Below are 12,930 nucleotides of genomic sequence, written 5' to 3'. Positions count from 1 at the left end.
GCGGACCAGCGACCTTGTGTGCAGGTGCGCACCGGGGGGCGCGCCGGGCTGCCCATTTGGCGCTCAGTTGCCATAATTGCAGTAGCGCAAGCTGCCCCGCCCGGCCGCTCCGGTCCCTGATCCGACGTCGCGGTCACGGCTGGCCGGATCAGTGGCAGGGCATCGCCCGTTTGAGTCTGAGCGCGTTTTTCTGGATGGAGGTCCATGCCATGACCACCGAAAGCCCCGGCCTGCCGCCGCACAGCATCACCTGTGACGCGGCCCGCACCCTCCCCGGACTCTTCCGCCAACGGGTCGCGCGCTCGCCCGCGGCCGTCGCCTACCGCCAGTTCGAGGGCGGCGCCTGGCGCGACTACACCTGGTCGGCGCTGGCAGGGCTGGTCGGGCGTTGGCAACTGGGGTTCGCGGGGGAGGGCCTGCAACCGGGCGACCGGGTCGCCTTGAGCCTGCCCAACGGGGTCGACTGGGTCTGCTGCGACCAGGCGGCCCTGGGCCTGGGGCTGGTGCCGGTGCCGCTCTACGCCACCGACAGCCCGGACAACATCGCCCACATCCTGGCCGATTCAGGGGCCCGCCTGCTGCTCCTGGACTCCGACCGCCGCTGGCCCGCCCTCGCCGCGGGTCGCGCCGCCTTTCCGGCGCTGCGCCGGGTCCTGTGTCTGAAGCGCGAGTTACCGGCCGCGGACGAGACCCTGCGCGACCTCGCGGACTGGCTGCCGCGCGCGTCGGCTGACCTCGTGGACCTGGTCCAGGACCCGGACGCCCTGGCGACCCTGGTCTACACCTCCGGCACCACCGGCCGCTCCAAGGGGGTGATGCAGTCCCATCACGGCATCCTGTGGACGGCGCAGGCGGTCCTGCGGCGCATCCCGGCCTACCCGACCGACTGCTTTCTCTCCTTCCTGCCGTTGGCGCACAGCTTCGAGCGCACCGTCGGCTACTACCTACCCATGATGGCGGGCGCCCAGGTCGCGTTTGCGCGCTCGGTGGAACTGTTGCGCCAGGACCTGATCCGCATCCGCCCGAGCGTCCTGCTCGGGGTCCCCCGCGTTTACGAGCGCGTCTATCTGGTCATCCAGGCCCGGCTCGGGCCGCACGGCCTCAGGCGGCGGCTGTTGGAGACGACCGTCGACCTGGGCTGGCGGCGCTTTCTCGTGACGCAGGGGCGCGGCCCGGTCCTGGGTCCACTCGCCCGGCTGGCCGCCGTGGTGCTGCGGCGTCTGATTGCGCGCCAGGTCCTGGACCGGTTCGGCGGCCGGCTGCGGGTGGCGGTCAGCGGCGGTGCGCCCCTGGCGAGCACGGTGGCGCGCTTCTTCATCGGGCTCGGCCTGCCGCTGACGGAGGGCTACGGCCTGACCGAGACCTCCCCGGTGCTGACCAACACGGCACCCGCGGACTGTATCCCGGGCTCGGTCGGGCGGCCCCTGCCGGGACTCGAACTGCGCATCGGACCCGACGGCGAACTGCTCGCCCGGACCCCAGGTCTGATGCTGGGCTACTGGGGCCAGCCGGCGGCGAGCGCCTCCACCATCGACGCCGACGGCTGGCTGCACACCGGGGACTTGGCCGAACTGCGCGACGGGTATCTCTATATCCGCGGGCGGCTGAAGGAGATCCTCGTCACCTCCGCCGGCGAGAAGATCCCCCCCGCCGAGTTGGAGTCGGCGCTGACCATGAACCCGCTCTTCGCCCAGGCGCTGATCCTGGGCGAGGGCCGCCCCTACCTGGCGGCGCTCCTGGTGCTGGAGCCCGACGCCTGGGCGCGCCTGGCCGCGGGTCTCGCGCTCGACCCGGACGATCCCGCCGCGCTGCACCAGTCCGCGGCCCGCGCCGCGGTCCTTGCGCGCGTGCAGGACCTGCTCAAGGGCTTCCCGCGCCATGCGCAGGTGCGGGCGGTGCACCTGAGCCTCGCGCCCTGGACCATCGAGAATGGCCTGCTGACGCCGACCATGAAGGTCAAGCGCGGGCGCTTGGAGGAGCGGTTCCGGGAGGTGATCCGGCGGCTGTATGCGGGGCGGGAACTGCCGGGTGGGGCGGCCTGATTCCGGCGTTTGACGCGTGTGGACGCCTGACCGGCCGTTTCGTGCGATGGGCGACGGAAAGCGCCGCGTCGCCCGGTTCAGTTCACTGCTTGCCGGACGTCCGGCGCTCCAGCAGGTCCTTGAGCCGGGCTGCCGCCTCGTCGCTGAGTCCGAGCAGCCGCTCTTCTTCGCTAAGCCCGCGCAGACGCTCTTCAGGGCGAAGCCGACGCGCCAGTTCTTCCGGCGGCAGCCCCCGCAACCGCTCCTCCGGGGTCAGTTCAGGCAGCGTCTCGCGTGCGAGGTCGCGGCGAAAGTCTTGGAAGGTGTATGACATCGGGATACCCGCCTCGCGGTAGCGTCGGTAGATTTCTTCAAGTATCGGAAAATGGTCGTCCTGGCGCCAGCGGTACATGCCGGCCCCGGCGGCGACCTTCGCCGCTTCAAAGCTGAAGATCTCCCACAGTGCGTTACGTGGGCAGGGCGCCACCTCGCGCAGGACGATGAGCGTAATGGTGCGGCCCACGACCGGCAGCCGGTAGACCCCGGGTTTGACCGGCGTCAGCGTAACCTGTTCCGCCAGGGCGCGGGGGCGGCGGGTAGTGACTGCATAGAGTCCGAACCGGGCGGCCGGCTCCCGTGGCGCGAACGCCTTGCGGTAGTTCACGTAATGGCCGATCAGTTCCTCGATCGCCCAGGCGTCCAGGCTCTCCTGACCCGATTTGTAGGTCAGGAGGTTGTGCGGTTTGAGGTCTTCCAGCCCGTCGCAGGGGTCGACCAAGGCCTCGCCCGTCCCGCGCACGATGACGACATCCAGGACCTGGCGCTTGCGCGCGACGTCCTTCTCCATCTCCACCGCATAGCGGGTGCCGGTGAAGTAGTCTTCCAGGGCCAGGCCGAAGAGGCGGTGCCAGTTGATCATGCTGGGTTTGGATGCTCACGCGGGGCTGTTGGCTTGGTGCGGGGTGCGGGGTGCACAACGCCGGGGTCGCTTCCGGGGTCGGATCGCGCTCGCCTCGATTCCAAGCAGGGGTGCTGCGCTCCCGACGTTCGACCCGGGTGCCGCGCGTGCTCTCACCGCACCGCGGGAGCCATGTCGCGGACGTGCCGCGGCACGGCGTGGCCGGGAACAGGATCAAGGACGGCCGGATGTGCCGCGCTCCAGCAGGTCTTTGAGCTGGGCGAGATCTTCGTCACTGAGCCCGCGCAGGCGCCCCTCGGTGCGCAGTCCACGTACCAGGTCCTCCGGCGGCAGCCCCCGCAGCCGTTCCTCCGGGGTCAGCTCAGGCAGCGTCTCGCGTGCGAGGTCGCGGCGAAAGTCTTGGAAGGTGTATGACATCGGGATACCCGCCTCGCGGTAGCGTCGGTAGATTTCTTCAAGTATCGGAAAATGGTCGTCCTGGCGCCACTGGTACATGCCGGCCCCAGCGGCGATCTTCGCCGCCTCGAAGCTGAAGATCTCCCACAGTGCGTTGCGCGGGCAGGGCGCCACCTCGCGCAGCACGATCAGCGTAATCGTGCGGCCCACGACCGGCAGGAGGTAGACCCCGGGTTTGACCCGCTCCAGTGCGACCTGTTCCGCCAGGGCGCGGGGGCGGCGGGTGGTGACCGCGTAGAGCCCGAACTCGCCGGCCGGCTCCCGGGGTGCGAACGCCTTGCGGTAGTTGACGTAATGGCCGATCAGTTCCTCGATCGCCCAGGCGTCCAGGCTCTCCTGGCCCGACTTGTAGGTCAGGAGGTTGTGGGGTTTGAGGTCTTCCAGCCCGTCGCAGGGGTCGACCAGGGCCTCGCCCGTCCCGCGCACGATGACGACATCCAGGACCTGGCGCTTGTGCGCGACGTCCTTCTCCATCTCCACCGCATAGCGGGTACCGGTGAAGTAGTCTTCCAGGGCCAGGCCGAAGAGGCGGTGCCAGTTGATCATGGGTGCCATCACGGCGGTGGATCGATGATCGGGCTAGGGTAGGGGGCGGCGGTGCATCCGGCAAGTGGTGGGATCGCCGTTGCGCTATCATCCCCCGCGTTGCCCGCGGTTGTCGCGACCCGGCCCGCGGGCAGGGGCGGTACGCACCGGACCCCGAGCGGGTCTTTGCTATGGTCATGGAGCTTCGCCATGTCGGTTTTCGTCCGAGCTTTTGCATTGGTATTCGCGCTGATCCTCGTCGGGCCGGTGGGCGGGGGGGAGGAGGGCGGTGAGCAGGCGCTGATCGATGAGGTTACCGCGGCGCTGCGCAAGCAGACCGGGGCGAAGCCGAAGGCGGCGGCGCTGGTGGATGCCCTGAACCGCAAGACGGCTGGCCTTCTCCAGGAAGGTCGCTATGCCGAGGCCGAACCGGTCGCCCGGCTCGCGCTCGAGCGAGGCGAGCGGGTGCTTGGGGCCGAGCATCCGAATACCCTCAAAAGCGTTAACAACCTCGGCTTTCTATACGAAGCCCAAGGTCGCTATGGTGAGGCGGAGTCGCTCGACCGCCGGGCACTGGAGGTCCGTGAGCGGGTGCTGGGGGCCGAGCATTCGGATACCCTCACGAGCATCAACAACCTCGCCGCCCTATACCGCGCCCAGGGCCGCTAAGGCGAGGCGGAGCCGCTCTATCGCCGCGCGCTGCAGGCCAGGGAACGCGTGCTCGGGGAGGCCCATCAAGACACCATTGAGGTCGAGTTCAACTTGGTGACTGCCTTGGTCAACATGGACCGACTGAACCCGGCCCTAGCCCAGTTACGGATCATCGACGGGCGCCTGCGGACCTTCGTCGGGCGCCAGTTGGATACCACTGGATCGGAGTTGGTACGCCGCCAATGGCTGGCGACCGAGTCCAGGCTCCAAGATGCTGTGTTTACCCTAGCCCTGGCCCGCTCGTACAGCGACGCCCAGCCCCTGGCCGCGGATATCCTGCTGCGCTGGAAGCGTTTGGCGGGTGAGCAGGAAGCGGTGCTCGCGCGGCTCGCCCGTACCAGCGGCGACCCGCAGATACGGGACCTTGCCCGGCAGGTCCAACAGGCCCGGTCCGACTACAGCCGACTGGTCACCCTGCCGGACGCCAAGCCGGAGCAACTGTCCGCGCGCAAGCAGGCGCGGGACCAGTCCCTGGCCGAACTGGATCGACTGGAAGTGGCACTCAGGACCCGCATCCGCACCTTCGCCAACCAGGCCGCTAGCGAGGCGGCCACCTGGCAGGCGGTGCGGCAGGCGTTGCCGCGGAATGCGGCTCTGCTAGACCTGCGCGCGTTCAAGTCGTTCAACTTTAAGAGCAGGCAGTTCGATGAGGACCATTGGCTGGCCCTGGTGTTGGAGGCGAGCGCCGATCTCGGCAGCGACGGGAAGGCCAAGGCTCCGCGCCTGGTCGACCTGGGTCCGGTCGCGGCATCCGCGTCCGATCGAGAGAACATGGCCCGACTCACCGACGAGGACCTCTGTCTCGCGCGCTATCTCGCCAAGCGAACTGAACGTCCAGCCTGCGCCGAGGGCTACGATGCGGCCAACTTCGCCGCGCCGGCCCAGGCGCAGGCCCGGTCCGAGGCCATAGGCGCCGAGATCGACGCCGCCTCCGCCCGTTTCTACGCCGCCCTGCTCGGCCCACTTGACCGGGAACTGGCAGGCTTCGACACCCTCTATATCGCCCCCGATGGGGCACTGGACTTGGTTCCCTTCGCCCGCCTCAAACTACCTGACGGTCGTTACTGGATCGAGCGGCAGACCTTGCGCCAGGTGCGCAGCGGTCGCGACTTGATCGCCCGCGAGCCGGTGCCGGCCGCGCGTGGTTTGTTCGCGCTCGGCGCAGTGGACTACGGTTCGGCGCGGTCGGTCCAGTCGCCCAAGAAGGCGAAGTCGCGGTCACAGCCTAGCGGTGCAGCGCTAGCACGCACCGTCGCCAATACCGGCCCAAACCAGCCCAACCCGCGCCTGCGGGCCGCCTGTAGCGTATTCCCGCCGGTCCCCGGAACCGCAGTTGAGATGAACTATCTCAAGACCCATTTCGATCCGGATGGCGGCGAGGTCCTGGTCCTCCAGGGCCGCGACGCCAGCAAGTCCCGGCTCAAGTCACACTCCCCACCGCCGCGTGTCCTGCACCTGGCCACCCACGGTTGCTTCATTCCGCGTGCCGACCCGGCCGAGCGACCCATGACACTTTCCCTGCTCGCCCTGGCCGGCGCCAACCGGGTCCCAACCGCGAAGGCCGGGGCGGACCAGTCCGACAACGGCATCCTCAACGCCCTGGAGGTCCTGGACCTGGACCTGACCGGCACCGAACTGGTCACACTCTCCGCCTGCGACACCGGCAAGGGCGAGGTCGACAGGTCCGAAGGGGTCTACGGCCTGGTACGCGCCTTCCAGATCGCCGGGGCCGCCAATGTCCTCATGACGCTGCGCCCGCTCAACGACGACCTGGCGGCCGAATTCGTCACGGACTTCTATCGCAACTGGCTCGACCGCAAGCCCGGCCTGCCCGCCGATCCGGCGTCCGCACTGCGCCGGACCCAACTCGACTGGATCGGCAGCGAGCGTCCCGAGAAGCGCGACCCGCGGCACTGGGCGCCCTATGTGCTGGTGGAGCGCAGGTAGTGCCGGGAAGCCACGCCCGCGGCGCGACGGCTGCCCGGTCCGTCGGCTAAACTTATCGTCTTTCAGGACATTGGGAGGACCTCCGCCATGCGTCTCGCCGCCCGTCTCACCCTCGGTCTCGGGCTCACCCTGGGCGCCCCCGCCTGGGCCGGGTCCTGCTTCTGTCTGGTCGCCCCGGACCGCACGCCCTATTACGACTGCGTCGAGGGCTACCGCGGGGCGGTCCGGTCACGTTATGTCGAGTGCCGCCTCCCGTCCGGTCCGAACCGGGTCGAGATCCCGGGCGGGCCGGCGATGACGCGCATCGCGGCCGGCACGCCGCCCTGCGAACTCTGCGAGGGACGCCGCGGCCCCCCGCTGCCCCCGATCATGCGGCCGGGCGATGAGGGCCCCGCCGCCCCGGCGGGGCGTCGGCCATGACCGCGCCCGCGGCCGAGACAGCGCTGCCCGCGGCGGCGGGCGCGCCGTCCTTCGCCGGGATCGCCCTCGACGCCACGCTCCTGGTCACGTTCGCCACCGCGCTGCTGTTCGTTGCCGGCTGGGGCTACGCGGAACAATGGCTCGCATCCTTCGACCTGGGGGTGATCGGGCTCGGCATCCCCAGCGGCTATTTCGCCATGTACGGCTATTGGGTGGTGACGGCGAACCTCTGGTGGCTGGTGCCGGGCGCCGTCGTGGTCGCGCTGGCGCCCTTCCTGCGCTGCTGGCCCTGGGCGCGCCGCCGGCTCCAGGCCCGGCCCTGGCCGCGGTTCAGCGCGGAGACCCGCACCGCGACCCGCGGCGCCGCCCGGGTCCTGCGGCCGGGCCTGATCCTGCTCCTTTTCTGGGGCGCCTATGCCCTGGGGCGGCAGACGGCGGACGACAGCTTCGCCCGCCATGAGGGCGAGGGATTCTGTACCTTCCCCGCGGTTCGGGTGGTGTCCAAGGAGGCCTCGATGCTCGCCAAGTCGCTCCCGGGCCTGCCCGAGGCCCTGGCCGCGGGCCAGTACCGGCTGCTGATCCAGAGCGGCGGGGTCCTGGCCCTGTTCCGCGCCGACCCGCCGGACGCCCCGGTCAAGCCGCAGCACCCGAGCCTGGTGGTCCCGGTCGCTGAGATTGCAGCGATGGAATTGACCCCGGTCCCGCCGGGGTGCGGGCCGCGTTAGGGCGGCGTTGCGCTGCGGGTCCCGGGTTTGGCCCTTGCCGTCGCTGTGTCCGGCATTGCGGTGAGATGCCGGAAGGAGGTCGCCAGGGATGCCGACCTCGCGGCCGACACCGGCGATCGATTCAGGTCACGGCCGACCGGACTTGCGACGCTCCAACAGTTCTTTGAGCCGGTCAGCGTCTTCGTCGCTGAGCCCCCGCAGGACCTCTTCCGGCGGCAGCCCCCGCAGCCGCTCCTCCGGGGTCAGTTCAGGCAGCGTCTCGCGTGCGAGGTCGCGGCGAAAGTCTTGAAAGGTGTATGACATCGGATACCCGCCTCGCGGTAGCGTCGGTAGATTTCTTCAAGTATCGGGAAATGGTCGTCCTGGCGCCACTGGTACATGCCGGCCCCGCAGGGTCCCGTCAAAGTCCGGGGGCTTGACGTAGCGGCGGGGGCCTCGGGCGATGCGAAGCGCGCGGGTGACGGTCGGGCGGTAGATCTGGCGAAGACGATCGCGGGGTTGGGCGAGGCGCGCGAAGGGGAAGTGCGCGGGCGCAGGCGAGCGCCAGCCTCCGCCGGAGCGGCCGTGCGTCAGCGTCAGCGGCGTCGGGTGTCAGACGCCGATGGCGGCCAGGGCCCGGCGCGGTTGGTGAGCGAAGGCGCGCAGGGCGCTGGCGATATTGGTAAAGCCGTGCAGACGAGCCAAGGCGATGGCGAAGTTGCGCAGGCTGGCCATGATGGCCGGTCCGTGGCCGACGCGCACGCGCGAGCGATCCTCGTCGAAGGTGACGTCGCGGACATAATGGGAGCGGTTCTCGATGCCCCAGTGGCCGCGGTTGAGTTGCAGGAGTCGCGGCGGGTCGGCCAACTGCGGTGGCAGGCTGGTCACGGCGAACACCGTCTCGTCGCGTTGCTTGCCCGACGTGAGTTCGGTGACGGCGCGTTCGATGCGACAGACCTGGGCGACGTGGGGGAAGTTGACGTAGTCGTTGAGGGCCGTGGAGGCCATCAAGCGGCGCTGCTCCAGGCGCCCATGGCCCTTATCGAGGGTCGTGGTGCAGAGGGGGGAAATGCGCCTCGGTCAGGGCGCTGAGGTCGGCATAGAGGGTGGGCTGATTTTCTTTGACCGTGAAAAAATAGTGGGCCTGTTTCTCCTCGACCAGGAAGCGCGCGGTCTCGCGTTGGGTATGCAGCGCATCGGCGGTGACCACCCGTCCCGTGAGGTCCAAGGGTGCGAGCAGCGGTTTGAGCTCCGGGATCTCGTTGGTCTTGGCCGGGATCTCGCGCTGCGCCACGGTCACGCCCTGATCTTGGAGGAACGCGCTGAGCAGATGCACCTGGGTGCCGTCGGGGCGCACCGCCCCGCGCAGGGCCTTACCATCGACGGCCACGGCATCGTCGGCAGCGACGAGGCCGAGCAGCCAGTCACTCAAGGTGGCATCAATGGCGGCAACGTCGCTGGCTTGCAGGACGCGGCGCAAGGTCGGCTCGGAGGGTGGCTCGAAGCGCTCGGTGCGGGGATTGTAGCGGGCGTGTAGACGCTTGAGTTGGGCCTGGGTCAGGCGCGCTGCCCACTCGGCGAGCGCGGTATAGCCGCGGTTGCCGGCGAGTACGGCGGCGAGGCCGATGCTCAACACCGTGGCCTGGGGATGGCGTTTACCGCGCGGACGGCGCCGATCGGGCAGCGCGCGCAGACGCTGCTGCAGGTCCTGCATCTGGGCCGTGGTCAGGGTGACGGATTGCATTGGCGTGCTCCAAGGGGCGGGTAGCACGGGGGCGCACAACAGCGCCCGGGCGCGTGGGTGCAACGGATAGACGAGTGCCTGCTTGGGTTCGCCATGGGGGGTATAGCGGCCGTTGCAGCGCGCAAAGCCGCGCGTGGTGCCGACCACCTGCCAGTTGGCGGCGCGGTAACAGGCACCGGTAAAACGCGTTGGATCGACGAAGGTCTCGGCCAGCAACAGGCGGTGACCATGGACGCGCAGCCAATCGTCGGACAGGCGCCGCAGGTTCAGCGCCAGGATGCGCGAGGCCAGATTAGGGACGCGCCCGGTGGCGGGGAGGATCAAGAACCGGGCGTTGTTGGCCAGCAGATGCAGGCGTTGATAGTGCAGCACCCGCGGCCAACCGATCCAGGCATCGCGGGCCGCGCACTTGAGCGCCGCCGCCTGCCAGCCGAGCAGCGCCAGCCAGCACCCATCAAGCGTGGCAACGTAGCGTAAGGTCTTGCCGAATAACGAGCGTAGGCCCAGGTAATGATGCGCCTCGACCAGCGCATCCCACGCGTCCCGCTCCCCGGGCAGGATCAGGCGGACCTCCAGACGCCGGAGTAACTCCGACGCGGGGCGGCAGGACTGGCAAGGAATTTCGGCCATGCCGACTGTTGTAAGACATTTCGGGCCGAAAATCCAGTTCTGCGAACATCGGTCACAAGCTCAAGGGGCTACGGGTGAACTCGACGGAGCCCTGGCCGGCCCCGGCGGCGACCTTCGCTGCTTCAAAGCTGAAGATCTCCCACAGGGCGTTGCGCGGGCAGGGCTCCACCTCGCGCAGCACGATCAGCGTAATCGTGCGGCCCACGACCGGCAGCCGGTAGACCCCGGGTTTGACCGGCGTCAGCGTAACCTGTTCCGCCAGTGCGCGGGGGCGGCGTGTGGTGACCGCATAGAGCCCGAACCGGGCGGCCGGCTCCCGGGGCGCGAACGCCTTGCGGTAGTTGACGTAGTGGCCGATCAGTTCCTCGATCGCCCAGGCGTCCAGGCTCTCCTGACCCGATTTGTAGGTCAGGAGGTTGTGCGGTTTGAGGTCTTCCAGACCGTCGCAGGGGTCGACCAGCGCCTCGCCCGTCCCGCGCACGATGACGACATCCAGGACCTGGCGCTTGCGCGCGACGTCCTTCTCCATCTCCACCGCATAGCGGGTACCGGTGAAGTAGTCTTCCAGGGCCAGGCCGAAGAGGCGGTGCCAGTTGATCATGTTCAAGCCGGTGATAAAGCCGGTCCGGGACCTCGGTCAAGTCCAGGGTGGGCAGGTCGATCCTCGCGCGGGCACCGTGGCGCGGGTGCCCGGGCCTGAAGGCCGGCGCCGCGGTGAAGGGACAAAAGGGTCGTGAAGGCGGTATCTTAGTCTATGCGTGGATGCGCTGCCCGCGGCCCGGGGCCACCGGGTCGCGCCCAGGTTCCCAACTCGACCTCCCACGACCGGGGCGACTCGACCGGAGGCCGACGCTTTAGCCCGAAGTTCCAGCATCGCCTAAGCGATAGGCTATTGATTCTCTTTATTTTTCAGAAAATCGTCGTGCAAACGTCTGGCTACACGCGGATCGTTTTGATCAAATCGAATGCCGTCTGCTGCTTGGGGTTAGGAGTGGTGTCGATGTTGAACAGCGCCTCATCGGCACTGGCCTGTTTACGTCGGCAGGTATTGCGAACGATGGTGGCTAGTTCATTGAGAAGGGTCCGGAAGCTGTGCGCCGGTGAGCCGTCGGCGAGTCGCTTGCTCGCCACTTTTTCCAAAGCCGCGTCCGAACGGGTCGCGGGCGCCACGGGATCGCGCTGGGTGAGACGCTCCTGATCTTCATCGGCGAACAGAAGACTGCGCCACGCCTCGCCCATGTGCCATTTGACGTAATAGGCGAGCATGCATAGAAACAGATGGGCACGCACCCGCTCTTCGGTATGGTGGTAGATCGGACGAATCTGTAGATCATCGCTTTTCAACGAGCGGAACGCCGCCTCGACGTGACTCAACCCCTTGTAATGGAGTACGACCTCGGCGCTGCTGACCTGCGCGACCGGCAGGGGCGTGCGAATGACGTAGAGCCCGTCCAGCGCCGCCTCTGCGGCCACCGACTCCTCATCGATATGGAAAACGAACTGCGTGGCGGTGATGTCCAGCACGACATGCTTGGCCATCTTGTACTTGTTGATCACGCGCCCGACCCGCACGCCGATCTTGTCCGGATCCTTCAGTCGGCCATTGGCGACCATCCGTTGTACCGTCTCTAATTCGGTGGTGGTGGCCGCGAGGAGCTGGCGCCGCTTAGCCGCACGCAATTTCGCCAGTTGCGGATTGCGACACGCGATCAGCCGCTCGCCGGGAAAGTCCTCGTCGGTGCATTCAAAGAGATTGCGCTCGTCGAATAAATCCATCTGGAGCGTACCGGCCGCCGCCAGTTGGCGAATCGCCCCGCTCTTGAGTGCCGTGATCCACGCCACTCCGGCACGCTCCCGCAGGGCCTCAACCTGGGTTTGCGAGATCATTCCGCGATCCCCCACCAGGATGACCGATTGCAGGGCAAAGTCGTGTTGCAGCTGATCCACCTGCGCCATCAAGGTCTCGGGGTCAGTGGTATTGCCCGCAAAGGCCGAGATGGCCACCGGACAACCGCGCGCATCAGTCAGCAAGCCGTAGTTGACTTGCAGCAGCCCCTTCTTCCCGTCACGGGAGTAGCCACGCGCGGCCAGGGGGCAGGACTCACCCTCGAAATAGCTCGACGAGAGGTCGTAGAGCACGCGGCCCCCCTCGTGCAGGTGGCGCTTGGGCAATCGTTGCTCAATGACCGCCTGACGCTCCCGCAGCCAATCCAAGGCCGCGTACAGCTCATTTTCATCAGCATCACTGACCCCGAACAGCTCGCCCAGGGTGCTGTGCTCCCAACTGCGCGTGGTCGCCAGTTTGCTTTGCGGGTCTAGCACCCGGGCGGCGATCATCGCCAGCACCAGATCCCGCTCTCGGCAGGCTTCGCGCCCCAAGAGCGCACTCAGCCGCAGGTGCTCCATCGCCAGCCTGATCGCATTGACCGCACCATGCGCGCGCGAGCGGATGATTTCAAAGACCTCATCAACGGCGGCCAACGGCTTGCCTTTGAGAACGGCACGAATCGCCTCGGCTTGTGACAGCGACAAGGCCGAGAGGTTGGCGATGGTGCGCTTAAGGATCTTCTTGCCTTCGCGAAACGACTCGCGGAGCAAGATGGCAGGGGGCGAGCTGCGGTTTGGAACGATGTCGATGTACATGGGAAAAAATATAGCAGGAAAACTCGAAATAACAAGCTATCTACGACCGTTTACATGGGTACACTTTAGAGCGGAATGACGGCAACAAGTACCTATTGAACAAAAATTTCAAGGGCTTGCGACGAAGATGAGAATGGTTCTCGCTGGAACTTCGGTTTAGCGGGCAGCGGCGCCGCATCCGGCTGAAGCCTCGACCTCCGGTCTGTTGTA

12 protein-coding genes are annotated in these 12,930 nt (G+C 67.8%); 5 read left to right on the top strand and 7 right to left on the bottom strand.

All coding sequences use genetic code 11. From position 1 onward, the window contains the following. Positions 1 to 209: 209 nt before the first annotated feature. Complete coding sequence (locus THSYN_RS21910) at positions 210 to 2,042, top strand: AMP-dependent synthetase/ligase (protein WP_100922539.1); 1,833 nt, start codon at positions 210 to 212, stop codon at positions 2,040 to 2,042. Between the two features lie 82 nt (positions 2,043 to 2,124). Here the strand turns inward: THSYN_RS21910 and THSYN_RS21905 are convergent, their stop codons facing one another. Then, entirely contained in the window at positions 2,125 to 2,940 is an 816-nt protein-coding gene (locus THSYN_RS21905) for a hypothetical protein (RefSeq protein ID WP_236848645.1), read from the bottom strand. Positions 2,941 to 3,153: 213 nt separating this feature from the next. Next, positions 3,154 to 3,942: a hypothetical protein gene (locus THSYN_RS21900; RefSeq protein ID WP_236848644.1), complete on the bottom strand. Its 789-nt coding sequence runs from the start codon at positions 3,940 to 3,942 to the stop codon at positions 3,154 to 3,156. A 189-nt stretch (positions 3,943 to 4,131) separates the two neighbouring features. Between THSYN_RS21900 and THSYN_RS21895 the strand changes: the two genes are divergently transcribed. From THSYN_RS21895 to THSYN_RS21880, 4 genes are all read left to right on the top strand, one after another. After that, positions 4,132 to 4,590 carry a tetratricopeptide repeat protein gene (locus tag THSYN_RS21895; RefSeq protein ID WP_100920995.1) on the top strand — a complete coding sequence of 153 codons (459 nt, stop codon included), beginning with the start codon at positions 4,132 to 4,134 and terminating at the stop codon, positions 4,588 to 4,590. A gap of 96 nt (positions 4,591 to 4,686) precedes the next feature. Then, positions 4,687 to 6,579 (top strand): CHAT domain-containing protein, encoded by a 1,893-nt coding sequence (locus THSYN_RS21890; RefSeq protein ID WP_157817850.1) that lies wholly within the window; start codon positions 4,687 to 4,689, stop codon positions 6,577 to 6,579. A gap of 87 nt (positions 6,580 to 6,666) precedes the next feature. Then, positions 6,667 to 6,999: a hypothetical protein gene (locus THSYN_RS21885; protein ID WP_100920993.1), complete on the top strand. Its 333-nt coding sequence runs from the start codon at positions 6,667 to 6,669 to the stop codon at positions 6,997 to 6,999. Continuing rightward, on the top strand, positions 6,996 to 7,724 hold the full coding sequence (locus THSYN_RS21880) for a hypothetical protein (protein WP_100920992.1): 729 nt from the start codon (positions 6,996 to 6,998) through the stop codon (positions 7,722 to 7,724). Before THSYN_RS21885 ends, THSYN_RS21880 begins: the two co-directional genes overlap by 4 nt. Positions 7,725 to 7,850: 126 nt before the next feature. Here THSYN_RS21880 and THSYN_RS34225 read toward each other — a convergent pair whose 3' ends face one another. From THSYN_RS34225 to THSYN_RS21860, 5 genes are all read right to left on the bottom strand, one after another. Further along, positions 7,851 to 8,027, bottom strand: a complete 177-nt coding sequence (locus THSYN_RS34225; RefSeq protein WP_157817849.1) for a hypothetical protein — start codon at positions 8,025 to 8,027, stop codon at positions 7,851 to 7,853. A 288-nt stretch (positions 8,028 to 8,315) separates the two neighbouring features. Continuing rightward, complete coding sequence (locus THSYN_RS36580; RefSeq protein WP_100917962.1) at positions 8,316 to 8,711, bottom strand: hypothetical protein; 396 nt, start codon at positions 8,709 to 8,711, stop codon at positions 8,316 to 8,318. 31 nt (positions 8,712 to 8,742) lie between these two features. Continuing rightward, positions 8,743 to 10,077 carry an ISAs1 family transposase gene (locus THSYN_RS21870; protein WP_216644545.1) on the bottom strand — a complete coding sequence of 445 codons (1,335 nt, stop codon included), beginning with the start codon at positions 10,075 to 10,077 and terminating at the stop codon, positions 8,743 to 8,745. A gap of 52 nt (positions 10,078 to 10,129) precedes the next feature. Beyond that, positions 10,130 to 10,678, bottom strand: a complete 549-nt coding sequence (locus THSYN_RS21865; RefSeq protein WP_216644609.1) for a hypothetical protein — start codon at positions 10,676 to 10,678, stop codon at positions 10,130 to 10,132. Between the two features lie 335 nt (positions 10,679 to 11,013). Continuing rightward, entirely contained in the window at positions 11,014 to 12,720 is a 1,707-nt protein-coding gene (locus THSYN_RS21860) for an IS1634 family transposase (protein ID WP_100920991.1), read from the bottom strand. Between the last annotated feature and the right edge of the window lie 210 nt (positions 12,721 to 12,930).

The sequence above is a fragment of the Candidatus Thiodictyon syntrophicum genome, assembly GCF_002813775.1.
GTDB classification, from domain to species: Bacteria; Pseudomonadota; Gammaproteobacteria; order Chromatiales; family Chromatiaceae; genus Thiodictyon; species Thiodictyon syntrophicum.
The sequence above is the reverse complement of the archived record's forward strand: the minus strand, read 5'-3'. Positions and strand labels throughout refer to the sequence as shown.